We start from the raw sequence: 20,746 nt of genomic DNA, 5'->3' as shown, positions 1-20,746 counted from the left end.
CCCCTGTCAGTCGTCGTCGGGCCCTGCCAGCTGAATTTCGAACCAGCCGGCGCGCTCCGGGGGGCAGGCCGTTCGCAGATGTCCCAGCGCCTGGTGCACAGAGTTGGTGTCGTAACCGGAGGGGACCATCCCCCGCGACAGCAGGACGTTGAGCGTGTGGGCGGCCATGCCGTCCCCCAGCCGCCAGAAGGCCCGCGCAGCTTCCTCCTTGACGTGAGATTCGGCTATGGGCGAGGCCAGCAGGTCGGCGAGCGCATTCAGGGTCAGCATGCTGTCCGGCGGAGCGCTGCGGAGGCACTGGAGGACCACGTCGGGGTTGGGGTGATGGAGGAAGACGTTAATCCAGCTGGGGCGCAGGAGACCCTGGGCCCGCTCCCCGCTGCCGATGTAACCCATGTACTCGTTGTCGTCAGGCCATAAATACGGCAGATTCCCCCGGCTCAGGAAGCTCGGGACGTCGATGCTCCATGGGACGCGCAGCGGCGCCATACCCCAGAGCTCGTCTCCCAGGGGATCGGACGGCAGTGTGAGCATGTTCTTGTCGTCGGGCTTGGCCAGCTTCCCCAGATTCGATCGCCCAACGGGGCCCACCTCTTCCTGGACCGACACTTTTCCGCCGCAGGCCAGGCACACCGGCTCGCGCGCTTTCCCCTCGGCTCGCGCCAGCCCGCTGCACACGGCGCACTGAAGCAGCGAACAGGAGCGGCAGCAGAATCCGCCCCCGGTCTTCAACAGCCCCATGAGCTCGTCGTAGGTCCGGTACACCTGCACCGTGCCGTCCATCTCGTCATTCAGCGGGATCCTGCAGGGCACGACGACGAAACCGCACCAGGCGCACCGTGTGCTCGACGATGTCGGACTCTGGTTCTGAGGGCGCTCCGCGAATTCGATCGGCGTGCCGTCGGCCTCACGGAACAGGTAGATGAGGTCCCGGCCGAAGTTGCCCTCCGGAGTCTCTACGATGTTGTAGACGAACTCGTCCCGGATGGGCGTGCTGCGGAGAAAGGCCAGTGCGGCCTGCTGGTTGGGCCCGCTGTGGACGTGGTAGGTGGCCCTGTCGTTCTTCTCGGTGTGCTTGAAGTGAACGCCGGCCGAAAGACCGTCGTTCTTTTTGTGCCCCAGGAACGACATGCGGCCCTCCGATGTAGATGCAGAACCAACACCTCATAATTCAACGTAATTGATATTCAGTCAACTGGTTGCGGACACCGCAGCGGTGGCCGTCCCGCGAACCTGCCTACGCCCATGACTGACTGCTCTGCGTGGGGGTATTAGGTCGCTTCCGAGCGGCTGAACTACCAGGGAGAGGTCCCTGCAGGAGAGCTGCACCCGTTCGACTTGAGACCTGGTTGCTGCTGCGCCGTGGTGCTCTGCGTCGGGACACCGCGGGCCGGGCTACCAGCGGAGCGGCGGGACCTATGCCGGAGGCACGATCCCCAGGACAACCTTCCCCTTCCTGGTGTTCAGCTCCTGCAGATACGCCTTGGAGATGTCCCCGGCGGGGAACTCTCCCTCCTTGTCCATCTTGACCAGGATCGCCATCATCAGGTCGTTGTCCGGATCCGAGGCAAGAGACTTGGACACGGTGAGCACAGCACCTGCGGTTTCGTACCTCAAGTTGGTCTGTACGTAGTTGACGAGCGCCTGAACCTCATCAGGCCTGGGCGCCTCCCCGTTATGGATCACTATGATCCTGTACGCCTTCATCACGTACAGCTTGCGGTGGCCGTACAGCTGAACAACTCCATCACGCTGCCCTTCCATAGAGATCCTTTGCGAGTCTCACAGTATCGCGATGTTCCTCGATTGGGAGGGCCCATTTTGCCTCGATGTCAAAGCAGTTGGCGGTCTCAATGGGCGGGCGGCCGGTGCGAGTCGCTGCCCCGAGCACCTCTGTGGGTTCAGCCCGCAACCACAATCCCGGCTACAAAGCCGCGACGCCATCGCCCCACCCCCGGAATCCGAAGTCCCGACACCACGACGATTGAGCAATTGCACCCCGGTCAGCAACCACGCAGGCCTGAACAACTCCCTGAAGAAGAGCCACACCCCAAGCGGAATCGCCGCTATGGCGTTCAGGACGGACGGATGCTCGCCACCGGTAGTTACGACAGCTCGGTGCGATTGTGGAACCTCTCGGACCCGACCAAGCCGGCTCCACCGGCGCAGTCGTTGACCGGACACGCCGGTGGCGTTGAGCAGGTAGCGTTCAGCCCGACGGACAGATCCTGGCCACACGAGGCGAGGACTGGGTGACACGACAGTGGGACATGAACGTCGACCATGCCATCGACCGAATCTGCGCCGTCACCCGCAAGACGCTCACGCCCGAGGCGTGGCGCCGTGACGTCGGCAGCATCCCCCGCTACAACCCACCATGCACATGACTCCGCCGCGAGCCGCCTCTCACCACCGGGGCCCGCCAGGGGCCACGGATTTCCGGAAAACTGGTCAGGTTGGGCCGTGGGGATCGGCAATCTGGGCTTCGAGATCGGCGACGCGACGGTCCTGGAAGCGGAGGTTGGAGCGCGCGGCCTTGAGCCGTTCGTCGAGGGTGCGGTTGTCGGCCGTCAGCTGGCGGACCCGCTGTTTGAGGGTGGCGTTCTCGGTGGTGATCCGCTGGAGGGTCTCCTCGGTCCATTCGGCCTGCAAGTCGCGGAGCTGGCCGAGGAGTTCGCCGAGACGGACGCGCTGGGCGAGGATCTCGGCGTGGGTGGCCTTGAGCGTACATCTAGGGCGAGGGCGTCATTGAGCAAGCCGAGGCCGGCCAGTGCCTTCTCCAGGCCGTCGATCGCGCGGGCGGTGGGCTCGAAGTGCTGGTGGAGGTAGTCGGCGGTCGCATCGTCCGGGGCGCCCTCGGCCAGCAGCCGCCACTGTTCGCGTTTGCGCCCACCAGCCCACGCGGCAGCGTGAACGCGCGATGAAGGGATCCCGTTCCGTGGGCGGGGCCCAGCGGTTCCTGTCCGCGTTCAGCGGCATCTCGCCCCACTTCCGCCCTCACCGCCACCTGATGACAGCCTCCGACCGCCGAGCCGAGATGACCGTCCGCTTCGCGATCTGGGACCAGATCACCCAAGCTGCCAGCCGGCCCACCACGGCCTGACCACAGGCCCGGACCGCAAGCCCACCATGCCCCAACGCGCCGTCAGGCACCGACATACTCAACAACTTGACAGCGCCCATCGGCGACATCAAGCGCCTCACCTTCGAGTCCGACTTCGACGAACTCGCGCTCAAGCTGCGTGACGAGGCCATCCGCCGGATCAGACGGCGCGCAGGTGGACCAGCACCGCGCTCTGAGGTGCCCGGGCAGGACCTGGCAGCCCCAGTGCTCCCAGCGCCGCACCGGAGGCCTGGACACCCGTGACCTCCCAGCTGACCGACGGGTCGGCCGGCGTGATGAGCGAGGCGCGGTAGGTCCGGTCCGGGTCGAGTCCAGGGATGCGGAGCCGAGGCGGCACGGGCACGATCTCATCGAGCTGGGCATAGGAGAAGAGCGCCTCCGACCGGTCCCGGGCGACCACTCCATGCGCGAGCAGACCGTCGGGCAGTGCGACACGCGTCAGCCGCCCCGTGTGCAGGAGCGCGCGGTGCCGCTTGTAAAGGCCGATCCAGGACGCGAGACGGTCCAGCTCGTGGGCCGGCACCTTCGTGAGGTCCCACTGGATGCCGAACTGGCCGAAGAAGGCCGTGGCCGCGCGGAGGTCCAGGACGCTGGTCCGGCCGGTCTGGTGGGAGACCGGTGCGGTGACGTGAGCGCCGAGGTACTCCAGCGGGGCGAGCTGGGCGCTCCAGTGCTGGATCGGCTGGCGGGACAGCGGATCGGTGACGTCGGAGGCCCAGGTGCTCTGGACCCGCTCGAGCACGTCCAGGTCGATCCTGCCGCCTCCCGAGGCGCAGCTCTCCCACGAGATGCCGGGATGGCGGCGGGCCAGCTCATCGAGGAGCTCGCGGAAGGCGAGGGTCTGCCGCCGTGAAGCGGGCCGGCCGGTGCCGCGCGAGTCACCGCCGTCGACCTGGTCGCGGTTGTGGTCCCACTTGACGAAGTCGATCCGGTGCGCCGCCACCAGACGGCCGAAGGCGTCGAGCAGGTGGGTCCGCACGTCCTCCCGGCCGAGATCGAGCAGGTAGCAGTTGCGTTCCAGCACGGGCGACCGGTCGCCCGTGCGCAGAATCCAATCGGGATGATCGCGGTGGACCGCGGAGTTCGGGTTGACGGCCTCCGGCTCCCACCAGAGCCCGAACTCCATCCCCTTCTCGTGCACCCGGTCCACCAGCGGTGCCAGCCCGTGCGGCCACACCGCCGGGTCCGGGGTCCAGTCGCCCAGGCCGTCGTCAAGGGAGGTGCGGCCTGCGAACCACCCGTCGTCGAGCACGAAGCGCTCGGCACCCAGCTCGGCCGAGATGTCGACCAGCGCGGTCAGCGTCTCGAGGTCGTGGTCGAGGTAGACCGCCTCCCACGGGTTGAACATGACGGGTGCGGGCCGGGACGGATGGGCCGCGAGCGACCGGACGTACTGGTGGGTCGCGTCCGCCAGTCCGTCGAGGCCGCGCGCGGACGCGGCCACGTGCACCCAGGGCATCGCGTACGTCTCGCCCTCGGCGAGGACCATCTCGCCCGGGTGCAGCAACTCGCCGGCCCGGACGACGGCGGTGCCGGAGCTGAGCTGCTCGACTGCGTACCGGTGGTTGCCACTCCAGGCGAGGTGGACACCGAGCACCTCACCCTGGCCGTATCCGAAGCCGGGGTTACCGACCACGACCAGGCCGGTGCCGTCGAGGACGCGCATGCCGCGGCGGTGCTCCCTGACCCACTGCCCGTCCGCGAGGGCACGGCGCTGGGGTTGCCGCTCGCGGGCCCATCGCCCGGTGAAGTCGAGGATCTCGCCCGCGCCGGTCGGAACGGGGACGACCACGTCGAGCGCGTCGACCACGTAGGGGCCGGCGCCGACGTTGGTCAACAGGTGCCGGAGGCGGAGCCCTCCGCCCGGGACGGCTTCGACCTCGAAGCACAGTTCGAGTTCCGCTGCCCTGTCGGTGGCCCGGACCGCGAGTGAGCCGTCGTCACACCGCACCGAGCCGGGGCCGAACGCGGTGGACCAGTCACTCCCGGGGCCGTCGGGGCCGACCCGGTGGCCGAGCAGCGCGGGCCGTCCGAGATAGCCGCGCGCGTGCTCCGGGAGCACGCTGACCGGTGAGCCGGTCAGCCAGGAGTTCCAGGCCGTGGTCTCGACCGAGGCCGGGACCGTCAGGGACCGGACGTCCGCCGCCGCCAGGGAAGACCCCACCCATCCGATGTCGGGCAGGCCGTCCGCCCTCGGCAGCAGGACCATCGTCGTGGTCTCGGTCCCGCCGAGTCCGGAGAGGGACACGGGGGCGGTGGGCGCGGGCACGGCAACGCGTCCGGGCTCGATCATTCGGTGACTCCTGGTGCGGTGAGAGGAAGGTGGATCAGGCCTGCACGGCGAGCAGCCGTTCCTTGAGGTCGTCGAGCGCCAGCCGGGCGGCGCCGAGGGCGACGGACTCGTCGCCGAGCAGGGACACGCGGAACCCCGGGCTGTTGAGGGAGGTCGCGGCCAAGTGCCGCCCGAAGGGGCCGGCGAGCACGTCCCCCGCGCGGGACAGGCCACCGCCGAGCACGACGAGATCGGGGTCGACGGCGTGGACCAGGACGGAGGCGCCCAGGGCGAGGGCCTCGGCGACGCGGTCGACGGTGCGCACCGCGGTGCGGTCGCCGTTCGCGGCCGCTTCGAAGAGCGCCCGGACGTTGCCGCTGGTGGACTCCTCGGCGGCCGAGCCCGCGAGCTTGCGGCTCTCGCGGTCGAGCTGCGCCATCGCCTCGGCCCACCCCAGGATCTTCATGGACCCGACGGACGCCGCCAGGCCGTGCCGCCCGTTGTGGATCTGCCCGTTGATGACGATCGCGGCCCCAAGGCGGCGGCCGGCGTGCATGTAGACGAGGTCGCGTGCCCCGGCGCCGCCCCGCCACTGCTCGGCCGCCGCAGCGAGGTGGATGTCGTTGGAGACCAGCACGTCGCGCCCGAAGCGCTCCGAGACCTCCGACACCACGTCGATCCTGTCGAAACCCGGGAGTGAGTAGACGTCCAGGTCCTGGCCCGCGGGCACGGTGCGGATGTCCATGACCTCCGAGCCGTTGGCGCCCACACCCGTGATGCCGCAGGCCACCGAACGGACGTGTTCCGCGCTCGTCCCGGTCTGCCGGAGGGTCGCCTCGGCCAGCCGCGCCGCCGCCCCGATGCGCCCGGCCGGCCCGACGCGGGAGTCGACGCTGCGTCTGCGTACCGCCAGGACGTCTCCGCGCAGGTCGCAGACGACCACGGCCACCTTGTGGGCGCCGATGTCGACTCCGACGACAGCGAAGTCCTCGGCCACGACCTCGTAGCGCCGGGCAGGCCGTCCCGCCGACCGCTCGCCGTCCGGGCGGTCGATCGCCTCACGGACGAAGCCCTCGTCCAGCAGCGTCGCCACCAGGTCCTCGGCGGTGGGGCGGGAGACCCCGACGATCGCACGCACGTCGCTGACCGTCAGCGACGCGGTGTCGAGGAAGGCCCGCACCGTGGCCGAGAGATTGAGCCTGCGCAGGAGGTGGGCATCGCCCGCACGGCCGGCGGGTGCCGTGCTGCCCCGGGTTGCACCGATGTCTTGACTCACGGCGGCACGCTATCTAAATTGACGCCGCAACAGCAATATTGACAAGAAACTTACTTATCTAAATTCTGGCCGAGCGACCTCCCCCGGTGGGTTCGACCAGCAAGGAGGGCCTCATGATCAAGCGGGCCAACTGGGGTGCAGTAGCAGTGTCGTTGGGCCTGGTCGCGCTGACCGGCTGCGCTGTCGGCGGCGGGAGCGAAGGCGGGGACGGTTCGGGCGATGACGTGACGTTGAGCCTGCTCACCTTCGAGACACCCAACCTCACCGCCTCCTACTGGGACGACATCATCGCCCGGACCAGCGCCAAGGTGCCGGGGGTGAAGATCAAGAAACTCGTCGCGCCGAGCGCCGAACAGCGCAACGAGTACACGCGTCAGCTGGACTCGACCGGCGCACTGCCCGACATCATGGTCGCGATCGACCCGGCCGGACTGGCGGAGGGCGGCAAACTCGCCCAGTTCGGCACGGACGAGCTGGCCGACTGGACCAGCCCGACCGCGAACAGCTTCGACGGCAAGATCTACCAGCTGCCCACCAACTCGCAGACCTGGCAGATCTACTACCGCAAGGCGGACTTCGAGAAGGCGGGCATCACCACCCCTCCGAAGAAGTGGGACGACCTGCTCGCCGCGGTCGACAAGCTGAAGGCGGCGCGGATCAAGCCGTTCGTCATCGGCGGCGGTGCACCGGACGGCCTCGGCCCGCGATGGACCTTCGCCCAGCTGGTGGCCGACGAGGTCTACGCCAAGGACCCGAAGTGGCTCGACAAGCTGACAGCGGGCAAGACCGACTTCAGCGACCCGCTGTTCGTCAACGCGGCGACCAAGATGAAGGCACTGGCGGGCAAGGAGAACGTCGACAACCTGTCGGCCACCTACGCACAGGCACAGGAAGCCTTCCTCAAGGGCAAGGGCGCCATGTACCCGATGGGTTCGTGGTTCCCGGCGTCCCCGGACAAGGCACAGCAGAGGGAGTTCGGTGCCTTCCCCATGCCCACGCAGGACGGCTCGCTCGTCCTGCCCGTGTACACCGGCGGCGGACTTTCGGTGAGCGCCAAGTCCCCCGACGTCGCGAAGGCCAAGCAGTGGGCCGTCGAGTTCTCGAAGCTGAACGCCGACGGCGGGGCGCGGTACGACGGCCTGTTCGTCGCGCTCAAGGGCTACAAGCCGCCGGCCGGACTGCCGCCGCTGTACAACACCACCCTCGATCTCTACGAGAAGGCCCAGGCCGGTGGAACCGTGACGCCGAGCTTCGGAAACGAGAGCGGTGTCCCGGCCCTGCCGTCGGGCTTCATCCCCAAGGTCGACGCGGCACTGAACGATCTCCTCAACAGCCGTGCGGACGTGGACAAGTTCGTCGCGACGCTGAACACGAAGTTCAAGGAGCTCTCGAAGTGACGCGCCCCTCGCCCGCCCGGACGAGGACCGACGCCGCCGGAGGAAAGTCGCGGCCCGACCGGCCACCGGCCACTTCGGCCCCGTCCGGGCGCGCGGGTGGGCCGCACCGGCGCCGCACCTGGACGTGGTCGTCGGCGGGAACCGGCGCCGTCTTCGTCCTGCCGACCCTCACGATCTTCACCGCGATGGTCCTGGCGCCCATCCTGTGGACCCTCTACACCGGGATGACCGATGAGCGCGCCACGCGCCCGGACACCTCGTTCGTAGGCCTGGACAACTACGGATTCCTCCTCGGGAACGAGGAGTTCCGGCACTCCCTGTGGAACACCGTGGTGATCACGGTGATCGTGGTGCTGCTGACGAACCTGCTCGGTCTCGTGATCGCCCTGCTGCTGCGCCGGCCGGGCCGGCTCTACAGCCTGCTCCGCAGCGTCTACTTCACCCCGGTGATCCTCTCCGCTGTGGTGGTGTCGGTGATCGGACGCTCGATCCTGGCGGACGACGGCCTGCTGAACAGCGCGCTCGTCTCGCTGGGGGTCGAGCACCCGCCGGGCTGGCTCACGGATCCGTCGTACGCGATCTACTCCGTCTCCGGGATCATGGTCTGGCAGCTGCTCGGCTTCGCCGTCGTGGTCTACCTCGCTGGGCTCGCGGGGATCCCCGCCGAGCTCGACGAGGCGGCGAGCCTCGACGGCGCCGGCCCCTGGCAGCAGTTCCGCGCGATCACCTGGCCGCTGCTCGCGCCCGCGCTGACGATCAACACCGTGATGCTGATGATCAGCTCGTTCAAGGTCTACGACCAGATCGCCGTGCTCACCAACGGTGGCCCCGGCACCGACGGCACGGCCACCGTGGCCTTCGCGGTGATCCGCACCGCCTTCTCCGAGCAACGTCCGGGAGTGGCGTCCGCGATGGCCGGGATCATGCTCGTCGTCGTCTCGGTCGCGAGCGTGACCGTGCTCAGGCTCCTGCAACGACGAGAGGTGAATCTGTGAACTCCCGAATGCCGTGGATGCGGCCGCTGTTGGCCACCGGCGTGGCGGCCGTCTTCTGCATGCCGCTCTACGTGGCGCTGGTCAACGTCTTCAAGCCCAGCTCCGAGGTCGTGACCTCGCCGTTGGCGCTCCCGCTTCCGCCGACCCTCGACAACCTCGAACACGTACTGAGCCGGCCGGACGGGCTGTTCTGGTACGGCCTCGTCAACTCCGTCACCCTGACCGCGGCGTCGATCCTCATCACCACCGTGCTGGCCGCGATGTCCGCGTACCATCTCGTGCGGTCGGGCCGCTGGTGGAGCCGTGCCGTCCTCGGCGTCATGCTGTCCGGCCTGATGATCCCGCCCGCGGTGATCATGCTTCCGATCACGCGGATCCTCGACGCCATCGGCCTGTTGCACTCGATGCCGGGCGCCGTGCTGGTCGACGTCGGGTACTACCTGCCGTTCGCCGTGTTCGTCTTCATGGGCTTCATCCGCTCGATCCCGCGCGAACTCGAAGAGGCCGCGGCGGTCGACGGCGCCGGCCGCTTCCGAATCTTCTGGCAGGTCGTCTTCCCGCTGCTGCGGCCCGCGTCGGCCAGCGTGCTGATCTTCCTCGGGGTATGGGTCTGGAACGACTTCCTGACTCCCCTGCTCGTCCTGGGCCCCGGAGCCGGCAACACCGTGACGGTCGGGATCTTCCGCTCCATCGGCCCCTACCAGCAGGACTTCGGGGCGGTGTTCGCCTTCATGCTGTTGGCCACACTGCCCGTCCTGGCCTTCTATCTCGCCTTCCAGAAGCAGTTCGTCCGTGGTCTGACAGGGGGTGCCACGAAGGGATGACCGGCACGAGCGGCCGGTGCAGCAGTTTTCGTCGAGAGGTGACAGGAGTAATATCGTGCGGTTCTCAGAACTCATAGTCGGATCCCAGCCTCCCCGGAGGAGACCCGAACAGCGTCGGCGGACGGCCGGTGCCCTGGCGTTCGCGGTGCTGACCGCCGGCATTCTGCCCGCGGTCGGCGCACAGCCGGCGCAAGCACGACCTGGCGGAACGACTCCGTCGATCGAGATCCAGGCCGGCTATCTGGAGCTGGAGCTCGACAGGACAGGGACGGTCGTGGGTCTGGAGGACGTCAGGACCGGGGTCGACCACCTCGCGCCCGGTCATGCGGCATCCCTGGTCAGTCTGGTCGTCGACGGCAAGCAGCAGAGGCCGACCACGGTTGACCGTTCCGGACCCGGTGGCCAGATGCTCACGTTCCGGAACAAGGCCGCGCACTGGAAGATCCAGGTGAAGCTGGTCAGCAGTCGCGGCGGCTACACCACGTTCGAAGCGGTCGCCGTCGACGTGCCGAAGGGCGTCGATGTGCAGACCCTGCTCTGGGGTCCACTGGCCACATCGATCTCCCAGACGGTCGGTACATCGGTGGGCGTGGTCCGCGACGACGATTTCGCCATCGGGCTCCGACCGCTGACCGACCGTACCGAGGGCGCCTGGCCGCAGGAGGACCAGGACATGGGCTGGGAGAGCGAGGTCAACCACGATCCGGACCATGTGAGCGTGGGCTCCCTGGAGGAATGGAGCGCGGCAGGCGTGACCCCCTGGGGTTCCGTACTGCGCGCCTTCACCTTCGACTACACCAAGGAACGCCACCGCAATGTACGCGGCTATCCGATCCCGGTCGGACCGCTGCCCGGCCGCGACGGCAGGATCGCCGGTTCCAAGATCGCACTCTTCGGAGCCTCGCCCGAGGCGACGCCGACGATCCTGTCCAACATCGCGAAGGGTGAGAAGCTGCCCTACCCGAAGCTGAACGGGCAGTGGCAGAAGGCCTCCCAGGCGAGCAGCCAGTCATGGCTGGTGCTCGGCGACCTGGAGACCGGCAACATTCCGGCGGCGGCCCGGTTCGCCAAGGCGGCCGGCATGAACCGCATCTACTCACTCACCAGCAGCTACGGCCCATGGAAATCCAGCGGCCACTACCAGTTCGACTCCAGCCTGGGCGGCAGCGACGCCGGGGCCGCGGCGGCCGTGGACAGCGCCCGGGCGAACGGTGTACAGCTCGGCGTACACACTCTGTCGGACTTCATCAGCACCGGCGACGAGCCCTACAGCTGGGCCTGGTTCCCGCGGGACGCCTACCTCAAGCCGCCCGCCGACGACCGGCTCGCGATGGGAGGCACTGCCTCGCTCACCCGTCCACTGACGGCGGACGACACCACCGTGTACCTGGACGACGGCGCGCTGCTCGCCGCGGGACCCAGCTACAGCCTCCTGCGCATCGGGGACGAGTTCGTCAGCTACGGAGCGGCCGAGCAGGTGGGGAAGGAGTGGAAGCTGACCGGCGTGCAGCGCGCGCGATGGGGATCGGTCGCGGTCGCACACCCTGAGGGCGACCACACCGCCCGGGTCATGGCCAACAGCTACGGCGGCGCGATCGGCGGCCATGCCGTCCTCGACGAGATCAGCGACCGGCTGACCACCGCCTGGAACACCACCGGCATCACCGGTATGTCGTGGGACGGCCTGGAGTCGGCATCGGAGTCCGGCTGGGGCGCCTACGGCATGGCGCACCTGGTGAACAAGACGTTCCGGCGCATCGATGCCAAGGACGGATTCATCTCCGAGACCAGCCGGATGACCTCGAACACCTGGGACGCCCTGACCCGGGCCAGCTGGGGTGAGGTCGGCAGCACCTCGATGGAGCAGGTGTTCGCCAACAACAAGTACCTCCAGGCGAACTACCTCCCCGGCATGCTCGGCTGGATCAGCCTCAACGGCTCGGACAGTCTCCTCACCATGGAGTGGAAGCTGGCCCGAGGCGCAGGCCTGAACGCCGGGACGGGTTTCCAGAGCTCGGTCTCCCGCCTCGAATCGGGCGGCGAGAACACCACGCGGCTGCTCGACGCCATTCAGCAATGGGAGACGGCACGCAACCTGGGCGCGTTCACCGCGGAGCAGCAGGCGCGGTTCCGCGACCTGAGGACGAACTGGCACCTGAGCGTGGTCGAGCCGGGCAAGCGCTGGTCCCTGCAGGAGCTGGACGCCGACGGCAAGCCGGTCGGCGCCCCCCAGGCCGTCGTCGCCCCGACCCCGGAGCTCGACGCCGGACCGCTGCCCGCGGCAGCCAAGGGAGCCCTGTACGAGGCGACCGTGAAGACCAACACGCCGGCGACCACGCGCTACGCGGTGACCTCGGGGACCTTGCCTGCGGGCCTCGTGCTCAATGCGGACACCGGCGGAATCGTGGGGACACCGGTCAGGGCGGGAGCGGCGCCGTTCACGGTCACGGCGTACCAGAGCTCCGGTCAGCCGACAGCGCGGCGCGACTACGTGATCGAGGTCGGCGGTCACTGAGCTCGTAGGTGTGGTGTCGTCAGGGTGAGTCCAGTGCCGGCACGGCATCCGTCAATAGGGTCGGGCTGGTACTGGACCTGGCGCAGTCCCGGTGGGCGCCGTCGAGCAGGCGGATGTAGTCCGTCTCGCTCGGCGAGCGGCACTCGCCCTTGCGGCCGGCGTGTCGGCACAGGCGGGTGGGCAGGCCCGGCCTGATGCACAGCAGCCCGGCCTGATGCACAGCAGCCCGGCCACCGAGAGGCGGCCCCGGCTGCACCCGGGCACACGCACCGTCGGGGTGATCCCGCGCTGGCCCCAGGTGCGGCCCTTGGGCGGCCGACCGGTTACGCCCGACTCATCCTCGAAGCAGATGAACGCGCCAGTCGCCGTCCGGAGGTTTTTACCTTCTGCCAGGTCGCCTTCCGCCATGCAGTAATCGCGTCTTCGTCGCGTTCGGCGGCGGGCCGGGCGGGCATCTGCACGCTGTAGCCCATCCGGTGCAGCAGCCGGGTGACGCCGGAGAAGCTGTAGGAGATGTGGAACTTTCGCCCGATCAGTGTGCGTACCCGGGCGACGGTCCACACCTGATCGTCCGTCCAGCCGTGTGCGGCCGGTCCCTCGTCCAGCCAGGCGGCGAGTTTGGCCTACAGCCGCACCGGCCCTGAACGTGGTCCGCCCGCTGACGCACGACCGCAGCTCCGCAGCCTGCGTGCGTGTCCGGACGCCGTCCAGGAAGTGACCCGGTCGGCGCCCGCGGTGGCGGCGCCGACCAGGGTCCTGTGGGTCAACCGATCACGGTGGCGAAGATGTGCAGAGTAGTCCTGCCGTCGGATGTACGGGGCAAGATGACGCTCGCAACGGCCTTGCCCGCTCGCAGGGGCACGGTCGCCGCATAGACGCTCACTTATGGTTCGTACGGCCACTGGCCGAGTTGAGGTAGGGACGGGTGGTAAGGATGTCGGTGCCGACGGCCGGGCTGTTCCACCAGAAGTCGGTGAAGCCCAGGAAGTAGGACTGGGTGGTGCCATCGGTGTAGGTGATCGTGCCGGCGCCGGAGGTCGAGCCGGCTGCTGAGAAGCGCTTGTCGTATCTCGTGGCGACCGCACGGTGGCGCTTGAGGCGATTGATTCCGCACTCCACCGCATGGCGCTCCTTGCAGTCGGCCTTGTCGAACTTCGGTGGCCGGCCACCGTGGGAACCGCGCTTCTTGCGGTTGGCGACCTGGTCGCGCTTCTCCGGGATCGTGCAGCGGATACCGCGCTTGCGCAGGTAGGCGCGGTTCGCGCGGGATCCGTACGCCTTGTCGGCACGAACCTTGTCCGGCCGGGTGCGCGGGCGGCCCGGCCCGAGCCGGGGCACCCGGATGCGGCCCAGGACTACCTGGAACTGCGGGGAGTCACCGAGCTGCCCGGCCGTTACGACCAGCGACATAGGTTCCTGGGCCTGCTCGACCGCCAGGTGCAGCTTGGTCGTCGGCCCGCCCCGGGAGCGTCCGAGCCCGTGATCGTCGGGCTCGGTGAAGACACCACCTGGCGGCTCGACCTGCAGATCCCCTTATTGCGGACGCGAGCCGCATGCTGGTGGGCGCGGGCGATGGTCGAGTCCACCGAGACGTCCCAGGTGATCAGCCCCTCGGCGTCGGCCCGGGCCTGCAGTTGCTCGAAGATGCGGTGCCAGGTGCCGTCACGCTGCCAACGCCGGAACAGGCCATAGACGGTCTCCCACGGGCCATACCGCTCGGGTACGTCCCGCCAGTGCGCCAGCGTATGCCGTCTCTCAGCTGCCGCTTGGTGTGCACCAGTAGCCGTCCAGGCTTCTTGCCCACCGGGAGCAAGGACTCCAGCTTCTGGCGTGTATCGAAAGTAGATCTTGACCGCGCGATGATCTCGTCGAGTGCCGCCGATCTCGCCGAGCCGTCAGCCGCCGGGTCCTCCACTGCCAAAAGCCCCACCACTGTCATCCTTGCGTGCGTCCCTTGGCGAAGAGGGCCGGTTGAGCTCATACGGGCTGAGACCTTCCCCGAAATCATCTGCATCCCTCAAAGTCCGCTGGCTTCGGGAGGCACGCTCGGCCCGTGGTCCCTGCTGTCGTGCTCGAGACCGACGGCGCCTGTCCCACCAGGCGAGGCCAATCAGAACAGCGACCACGGCCACTACTATGCCGACGGGGAAAATCCAGCGCACAGCCGAGGCGGCCACTGTGATGCCACTGATGGGCACCTGGCTCACAGGGTGGCTCATCTGGCCCACGTCCTTCCGGAGGGGATTCCACCGCTCATAACGCGAGGCAGAGGCATCCGCTCATTGGAGAGAGCCCGCGATGGCCGGAGCCGAAACGCCAATCCCGCCGCCCTTGGCGCGATCGATCTCGCGGGGCCCGCCTGAACTGAACATCTGGCAAGGCTCAAGTTCCCTGATAAGTCTACGGCGGGGCGCGTACGGGGGCCGCTCCCCGCCCGCCCGGATGGAGCCTCACGCTGACACACGCCCCCCAAAGTGCTCTGACCGCATAGGTTCACCGAATTGAGGCGGGCCAGTCGACAGATAGCGTGCAGTGCCGGCCCGGGCGCTGCCGAAGTGACCATGCACCCAAAGAATCATCCGGGCACCCGCGCCCGGAAGGTGCGCTGGACCGCCGGTCGAGTACGCACCCGCGAGCCCGGTACCCCATGCCACTCAAACCTCGATGGCACAAACCTGGTGATCGTCAAGGTTCGGTGGCACAGGACAACATCAGTCGATCTATCGCATCGTCTGACCTGCACAGATGCAGCGTAAATCGAACGTGTGACGCAATAGCTGTCATGCGACGCCCTGCTTTCCCCGAGGACCTAATCTCCGCGCAGTGTGCCTGGGTCCGCACCTATCGGACCCTCGCCGATCCAGCTCAACGCGGGCGGAAGCCGGCGCTGCGCCGGCATCTGCTGGAGCTGTCGGTGCAGGTGTAGTGGCACCCGTACTGGCGCGAGGCTGGATCCGGTCACCGAACCGATGCCCGCGATGCCGCGGTGATCGCGGACGCCGCCCGCACCATGCCCCACACCCTGCGCTTCCTCGAGCTCGGCGACGAGATAACCGCCGAGCTCACCGTACTGGTCGGCTTCGACCGAGACCTCGCCGCCAAAGCAACCCGCACCAGCAACCGCATCCGCGGTCTGCTCACCCAGTTCCACCCCAGCCTGGAACGCTTCCTGGGCCCCCGCCTGGACCACCAGGCCGTCACCTGGCTCCTCGAGCGCTACGGCTCTCCAGGCACCCTGCGCAAAGCCGGCCGCCGCAAGCTCGTCGAGGTCATCCGCCCCAAAGCCCCACGCATGGCAGGACGGCTGATCGACGACGTCTTCGCCGCCCTCGACGACAGACCGTCGTCGTCCCGGGAACCGGCAGCCTCGACATCGTGATCCCGTCGCTTGCACGCTCGCTCGCGGCCATCCACGAACAGCGGTGAGCCCTGGAAGCGCAGATCGGGCAGCTGCTGGAGGCTCACCCTCTTTGGAAACCCACACACAAGCCCTCCTCCGCCTCACCCGACAACGGATCAGCGTGCTGTTCGCGATGCTCCGCGACGGCACCTTCTACGAACCCCGAACTCCACACCTCGCTTAACGAAAGACATAGAGGCCCCCGGGCGCTCGCACCGGACGTGCCGACGGTCCGGCTCATGACCGCCGGGCATCCTGGACGCGGCGGGCCTTTGGGACACCCGATCGGAGCACCGGTGAACTGGTGAAATTCGAGGTGTCACCGCCAGTCGTACGGGCCGTGCACGGTGGCAGGCTCCACCATCGAGTCAACCGGGAGGGATGGAGAACCGATGGCGCAGGACCTGCAGGAAGCCGCGCCGCCTGAGCCGGTGGCCAATAAGCGCGTCAATGCCGGTGTGAGACTGATGGGCTGGCTGACGACCACCGACCACAAGGTCATCGGCAATCTCTACATGGTCACCGCGTTCGGGTTCTTCCTGTTGGCCGGAGTGCTGGCCATGCTCATGCGAGCGGAGCTGGCCCGGCCAGGACTGCAGATCGTCAGCACGGAACAGTACAACCAGCTGTTCACCATCCACGGCACCATCATGATGCTGCTGTTCGCCACGCCGATGTTCGGCGGCTTCGCGAACGCCATCATGCCGCTTCAGATCGGCGCGCCCGATGTCGCCTTCCCTCGCCTCAACGCGCTCACCTACTGGCTCTTCCTCTTCGGCGGAATCATCGTGGTGTCCGGATTCATGGTGCCCGGTGGCGCGGCGCACTTCGGCTGGTTCGCCTACGCACCGCTGAACAGTGCAGTCTTCTCACCCGGCGCCGGCGCAGACCTCTGGACCATGGGCCTGGTGCTGTCGGGGGTCAGTACGACCCTGGCATCGGTCAATTTCATCACTACGATCGTCTGTCTGCGGGCGCCGGGTATGACCATGTTCCGGATGCCGATCTTCACCTGGAACGTACTGTTCACCTCGATCCTCGCGCTGCTCTCGTTTCCAGTGCTCGCCGCCGCCCTGCTCGCCCTCGAAGCCGACCGGAAGTTCGGGGCCCATGTGTACGACGCCGCGAACGGCGGGGCGCTGCTGTGGCAGCACCTGTTCTGGTTCTTCGGCCATCCCGAGGTCTACATTGTCGCGCTGCCCTTCTTCGGAGTGGTGAGCGAGATCATTCCCGCGTTCAGCCGGAAGCCGATGTTCGGGTATTTCGGAATGGTGATGGCCACGATCAGCATCACCATGCTCTCGGCGGTTGTCTGGGCCCACCACATGTTCGCAACAGGAGCCGTTCTCCTGCCCTTCTTCTCTGCCATGTCGTTCATCATCGCCGTGCCCACCGGCGTCAAGTTCTTCAACTGGATCGGCACCATGTGGCACGGCAGTATCTCGTTCGAGACACCCATGCTCTGGGCGATCGGCTTCCTCGTGACTTTTCTCCTCGGTGGCCTCAGTGGAGTACTGATCGCCTCACCTCCGTTGGACTTCCATCTCACCGATTCATACTTCATCGTCGCCCACCTCCATTACGTGCTCTTCGGAACAGTGGTCTTCGCGATGTTCGGCGGCTTCTACTTCTGGTGGCCGAAGTTGACGGGACGCATGCTGGATGAACGCATCGGACGTATGCATTTCTGGACCTTGTTCATCGGCTTTCAGCTGACCTTCCTGGTCCAGCACTGGCTGGGAGAGTCCGGAATGCCCCGGCGTTACGCCGACTATCTCTCGGCGGACGGCTTCACCCTGCTCAATACGATCTCGTCCGTCGGCTCCTTTCTGCTGGGCCTGTCGACACTGCCGTTCCTGTACAACGTGTGGCGCACCAGCCGTTACGCTCCCAAGGTCGATGTGGACGACCCGTGGGGGTTCGGCCGTTCCCTGGAGTGGGCGACCTCCTGTCCGCCCCCGAGGCACAATTTCCGGGCTTTGCCCCGCGTACGTTCCGACTCGCCGGCCTTCGACCTGCACCACCCCCTCACGCCGGAGACGCAGAAACCGGGCCTCGGCCGAGGCGGGTCCCGCTCCGCTTCGGGCGCTGAAGAGGAGTAGGGCGAATGAAGACTGAGGCCATTCTTTTCGCCGGAGTCGCGGGGTTCTTCCTCGTGACCGATGTTCTCTACGCCGTGTGGTCCCGTGATCCGACAGGTACAGCGGCTCTCACTGTCTCGTTCCTCATGGCGTTGTTGGTCACGTTCTTCTTCGCCACCAACTACCGGAGGAAGGGCCTGCGCCCCGAGGACCGCGGGGACGGGCACATCCATGAGCGGTCCGGTCCGGTGGACTTCTTTCCTCCGCACAGCATCTGGCCGTCACTCACAGCCGCGGGGATGGCCCTGCTCGTCCTCGGTGTGGTGTTCGGTCTGTGGCTGTTCCTGATCGGGCTGGGCTTGGTCCTGGCGGGGGTGTTGGGGATGGTCTTCCAGTACGTGCGTGTCCAGGACTGAGGGCGGTTCTCAGCCCTCGCGTTCGCGGACCGGCTTCGGTGGTGTCATCCGCTCCGCGATCCGGGACCGTTGCTCCTCCGTGACGGGCAGTTCCACGACGTCCCCGTAGTACCAGCCGCTCAGTACGATCCGAAGCCTTCGCCGATTCGAGATCGGGCCCTCCGCAGGGAGTTCCAGGGGCGTCGGGACATCACGCATCAGGATGCGGTAGCGGGCTGTCGGGCTCAGGCCACGGCGGCGCTCCGAGAGATCGCCGTTCACCGACTGTGTCACCTGGCCGGTCTCCTCGCCTTCGGTCAGCCGGCGGCGGTCCCGCATCTGAAGGGCCAGGCAGAGGCGTTTGGTCAGCGCGAAGGCCAGGAGTGGGGCGGCGATCAGCGCGGTTCTGAGAATCCAGGTCATGGCCCCGACCGAAACCCTGAACGAGAGGGCGACGACGTCGTTGCCACCGGCGACCAGGAGAACGGCGTAGAAGACGATGGCCGCCACACCCAGCCCCGTACGGGTCGGCCGGTTGCGCGGCCGGTCGCACAGATGGTGTTCCCTGCGGTCGCCCGTCACCCATTTCTCGAAAAAGGGATAGAGAAACAGCATCGTGAAGACCACGCCTGGCAGCACGATCGCCGGAATGAACACATTCCACATGATGGTGTGGCCAGCGATGTCCGTCTCCCATGGTGGCATCAGTCGGAGCGCGCCCTCCAGGAAACCGACATACCAGTCCGGCTGTGCGTTACCGGAGACCTGGCTGGCGCGGTAGGGGCCGTAGTTCCATACGGGGTTGATCTGGGCGAGCCCGCCCAGCAAGGTCAGTACGCCGAAGACCATGAGGAAAAAACCTGTGGTCTTCGCGGTGAAGTGAGGAAACGCCGGTGAGCCGACGGCGTTTTCGTTGGTCCTCCCCTGACCTGCCCAGTGGGTGTGTTTGAGGTAGACAACCAGGATGAGATGAGCGGTGATCAGCGCCACGATCAGGCCGGGAACGAGCAGGACATGCACGGGGTACAAACGGGGAATCACGGCGTGGCCCGGAAACTGTCCACCGAAGGCGAACAGCTCCAAGTAAGTTCCGACGACAGGGATCGACCCCACGATGGTGGCCGCCGTCCTCAGGCCCGTACCGGACAGCAGGTCGTCGGGCAGCGAGTAGCCCGCGAATCCTTCGAGAAGCGCGAGTACGAACAGCGTCACGCCCACGACCCAGTTGACCTCCCGCGGTTTTCGGAAGGCGCCGGTGAAGAAGATACGCAGTAAGTGGACAGCGATCGCGGCGACGAACACGAGAGCCGCCCAGTGGTGGACCTGACGGATCAGCAGGCCTCCGCGCACGGCGAAGCTGATGTCGAGGGTGGTGGTGTAGGCCTGCGTCATCCTCACCCCCTGAAGGGGCACATAGGAACCGGTGTAGACGCTCTCCATCATGCTCGGGTCGAAGAACAGGGTGAGGTACACGCCGGTGAGGAGCAGGACCACGAAAGTGTAGAGAGCGATCTCACCGAGGAGAAAGGACCAGTGGTCGGGAAAGGCCTTGCGGAGCAACTGCCTGGCCAGCTCGCTGGCGGGCAGGCGCCCATCCACCGCGCCGTAACCACTGACCGCCGTCTTCCCGGGCCGGGCCTTCAGCTGCGCCTTACGTCTCCGCAGGGGCATGCACCACTCTCCCGTCGATCTTCCTTCCACCCCCGCCCCGTATTGTTACGTTTCGCCCTTTATCGTTAGCGCATTACTCGAAGGGACTACGCAGAATCGCGGTATCGGCACCTGATCGGCCGACCTGGCCCTGACGTGGCGGGTAGGGCCGCGCTGGTGCGTCGGCCCCACCCCGCGAGCGATGTGCGGGGCCTCGCCGTCGCAAGGACTGACGCGCGTCGCCGCATCGCTCTCGACGGTATGACTCCGTTCGCTCAACCGGTGGTCTCCACAGACAGTTGGCGGAGCCCTGAACGCCGGCGACTCCCTTCTCAGCCGGCCGTCTCCGCGCACGTCCGTGACAAAGTCGAATGTCGCGGCGCGCACCACGAGCTGCCGGGCGGGCCGATCCTGGGAGTCGTCCCCGGCCCCGAGCACCGCGAGGAGCCCCTCGCCCTGGACGGGGCAGCGTGCTGGTCAAAGTCGCGCAGCCCGTCGGCCAGTAGTTAGCATGAAATCAAACGGTGTCACCGATGAGTCGCCTGTCGCGATGTGTGTGGCAGGCCTGCCGGGCGGTGTTCTTGTGAGCGACCACGCACATTGCAACGCCGGCCTCAAGCCTTCGGATGCCGTCGGGCCCTGGAGCCCCTTCGACCTTCACAGGTTTCGCTTGAGGTCGGCGCTCTGTTTCGCTTGAGGTCGCGCTCCCGCTCTCGTTTCGCTTGAGGTCGCGTTCTCGCTGACCATTGCGGCGATATTCGTGGCTGCTGACCGCGTGGTGGGCAAGGCACAACGGCGTCCCCGGCACCCTTCGACT

17 protein-coding genes and 2 pseudogenes are annotated in these 20,746 nt (G+C 67.3%); 10 read left to right on the top strand and 9 right to left on the bottom strand.

What is annotated here, in order from left to right; all coding sequences use genetic code 11:
• Nucleotides 1-6 precede the first annotated feature (6 nt).
• Together OG936_RS34975 and OG936_RS34970 are read right to left on the bottom strand one after the other, a co-directional pair.
• The gene (locus tag OG936_RS34975; protein WP_406499837.1) at nucleotides 7-1,131 is read right to left on the bottom strand and encodes a hypothetical protein; all 1,125 of its coding nucleotides are present in this window, start codon (nucleotides 1,129-1,131) and stop codon (nucleotides 7-9) included.
• A 285-nt stretch (nucleotides 1,132-1,416) separates the two neighbouring features.
• Nucleotides 1,417-1,764, bottom strand: coding sequence for a hypothetical protein (locus OG936_RS34970; RefSeq protein ID WP_406500796.1), 348 nt, complete (start codon nucleotides 1,762-1,764; stop codon nucleotides 1,417-1,419).
• Between OG936_RS34970 and OG936_RS34965 the strand changes: the two genes are divergently transcribed.
• Nucleotides 1,678-2,256 carry a WD40 repeat domain-containing protein gene (locus OG936_RS34965; protein WP_406499836.1) on the top strand — a complete coding sequence of 193 codons (579 nt, stop codon included), beginning with the start codon at nucleotides 1,678-1,680 and terminating at the stop codon, nucleotides 2,254-2,256. The genes OG936_RS34970 and OG936_RS34965 overlap by 87 nt on opposite strands.
• Nucleotides 2,257-2,451: 195 nt before the next feature.
• Here the strand turns inward: OG936_RS34965 and OG936_RS34960 are convergent, their stop codons facing one another.
• Entirely contained in the window at nucleotides 2,452-2,652 is a 201-nt protein-coding gene (locus OG936_RS34960; RefSeq protein WP_406499835.1) for a hypothetical protein, read from the bottom strand.
• A 235-nt stretch (nucleotides 2,653-2,887) separates the two neighbouring features.
• On the opposite strand from OG936_RS34960, the pseudogene OG936_RS34955 reads away from it, so the two are divergent.
• A pseudogene (locus OG936_RS34955) lies at nucleotides 2,888-3,103 on the top strand (IS6 family transposase); the annotation flags it as partial.
• 160 nt (nucleotides 3,104-3,263) lie between these two features.
• Here the strand turns inward: OG936_RS34955 and OG936_RS34950 are convergent.
• Both OG936_RS34950 and OG936_RS34945 read right to left on the bottom strand, forming a co-directional pair.
• On the bottom strand, nucleotides 3,264-5,417 hold the full coding sequence (locus OG936_RS34950) for an alpha-galactosidase (RefSeq protein WP_406499834.1): 2,154 nt from the start codon (nucleotides 5,415-5,417) through the stop codon (nucleotides 3,264-3,266).
• Between the two features lie 34 nt (nucleotides 5,418-5,451).
• The gene (locus OG936_RS34945; protein ID WP_406499833.1) at nucleotides 5,452-6,672 is read right to left on the bottom strand and encodes an ROK family protein; all 1,221 of its coding nucleotides are present in this window, start codon (nucleotides 6,670-6,672) and stop codon (nucleotides 5,452-5,454) included.
• A 113-nt stretch (nucleotides 6,673-6,785) separates the two neighbouring features.
• On the opposite strand from OG936_RS34945, the gene OG936_RS34940 reads away from it, so the two are divergent.
• From OG936_RS34940 to OG936_RS34925, 4 genes are all read left to right on the top strand, one after another.
• The gene (locus OG936_RS34940; RefSeq protein WP_406499832.1) at nucleotides 6,786-8,069 is read left to right on the top strand and encodes an ABC transporter substrate-binding protein; all 1,284 of its coding nucleotides are present in this window, start codon (nucleotides 6,786-6,788) and stop codon (nucleotides 8,067-8,069) included.
• 185 nt (nucleotides 8,070-8,254) lie between these two features.
• Nucleotides 8,255-9,064: a carbohydrate ABC transporter permease gene (locus tag OG936_RS34935; RefSeq protein ID WP_406500745.1), complete on the top strand. Its 810-nt coding sequence runs from the start codon at nucleotides 8,255-8,257 to the stop codon at nucleotides 9,062-9,064.
• On the top strand, nucleotides 9,061-9,888 hold the full coding sequence (locus OG936_RS34930) for a carbohydrate ABC transporter permease (protein WP_123465598.1): 828 nt from the start codon (nucleotides 9,061-9,063) through the stop codon (nucleotides 9,886-9,888). Before OG936_RS34935 ends, OG936_RS34930 begins: the two co-directional genes overlap by 4 nt.
• A gap of 55 nt (nucleotides 9,889-9,943) precedes the next feature.
• On the top strand, nucleotides 9,944-12,403 hold the full coding sequence (locus tag OG936_RS34925) for an Ig domain-containing protein (protein WP_406499831.1): 2,460 nt from the start codon (nucleotides 9,944-9,946) through the stop codon (nucleotides 12,401-12,403).
• A 323-nt stretch (nucleotides 12,404-12,726) separates the two neighbouring features.
• Here OG936_RS34925 and OG936_RS34920 read toward each other — a convergent pair whose 3' ends face one another.
• The 3 genes from OG936_RS34920 to OG936_RS34910 all read right to left on the bottom strand — a co-directional run bounded on the left by OG936_RS34920 (nucleotide 12,727) and on the right by OG936_RS34910 (nucleotide 14,250).
• Complete coding sequence (locus tag OG936_RS34920) at nucleotides 12,727-12,966, bottom strand: winged helix-turn-helix domain-containing protein (protein ID WP_406499830.1); 240 nt, start codon at nucleotides 12,964-12,966, stop codon at nucleotides 12,727-12,729.
• A 316-nt stretch (nucleotides 12,967-13,282) separates the two neighbouring features.
• On the bottom strand, nucleotides 13,283-13,840 hold the full coding sequence (locus OG936_RS34915; protein ID WP_406500743.1) for a transposase: 558 nt from the start codon (nucleotides 13,838-13,840) through the stop codon (nucleotides 13,283-13,285).
• The gene (locus tag OG936_RS34910; protein WP_406500741.1) at nucleotides 13,798-14,250 is read right to left on the bottom strand and encodes a transposase; all 453 of its coding nucleotides are present in this window, start codon (nucleotides 14,248-14,250) and stop codon (nucleotides 13,798-13,800) included. The genes OG936_RS34915 and OG936_RS34910 overlap by 43 nt, the downstream gene beginning before the upstream one ends.
• Before the next feature lie 935 nt (nucleotides 14,251-15,185).
• Here OG936_RS34910 and OG936_RS34905 point away from each other — a divergent pair.
• The 4 genes and pseudogenes from OG936_RS34905 to OG936_RS34890 all read left to right on the top strand — a co-directional run bounded on the left by OG936_RS34905 (nucleotide 15,186) and on the right by OG936_RS34890 (nucleotide 18,300).
• Nucleotides 15,186-15,329, top strand: coding sequence for a hypothetical protein (locus OG936_RS34905; protein ID WP_406499829.1), 144 nt, complete (start codon nucleotides 15,186-15,188; stop codon nucleotides 15,327-15,329).
• Nucleotides 15,330-15,365: 36 nt separating this feature from the next.
• Nucleotides 15,366-15,987, top strand: a pseudogene (locus OG936_RS34900) (transposase); the annotation flags it as partial.
• A 208-nt stretch (nucleotides 15,988-16,195) separates the two neighbouring features.
• Nucleotides 16,196-17,905, top strand: a complete 1,710-nt coding sequence (gene ctaD / locus OG936_RS34895; RefSeq protein WP_406499828.1) for a cytochrome c oxidase subunit I — start codon at nucleotides 16,196-16,198, stop codon at nucleotides 17,903-17,905.
• 5 nt (nucleotides 17,906-17,910) lie between these two features.
• Nucleotides 17,911-18,300 carry a cytochrome c oxidase subunit 4 gene (locus tag OG936_RS34890; RefSeq protein WP_383755246.1) on the top strand — a complete coding sequence of 130 codons (390 nt, stop codon included), beginning with the start codon at nucleotides 17,911-17,913 and terminating at the stop codon, nucleotides 18,298-18,300.
• A gap of 9 nt (nucleotides 18,301-18,309) precedes the next feature.
• On the opposite strand, the gene OG936_RS34885 is transcribed toward OG936_RS34890, so the two are convergent.
• Nucleotides 18,310-19,950, bottom strand: coding sequence for a cytochrome bc complex cytochrome b subunit (locus tag OG936_RS34885; RefSeq protein WP_406499827.1), 1,641 nt, complete (start codon nucleotides 19,948-19,950; stop codon nucleotides 18,310-18,312).
• Nucleotides 19,951-20,746: the final 796 nt, after the last annotated feature.

The sequence above is a fragment of the Streptomyces sp. NBC_00846 genome (genome assembly GCF_045207325.1).
Lineage (GTDB): Bacteria > Actinomycetota > Actinomycetes > Streptomycetales > Streptomycetaceae > Streptomyces.
Note: the sequence above shows the minus strand (reverse complement) of the source record. Positions and strands in the feature narration are given on the sequence as shown.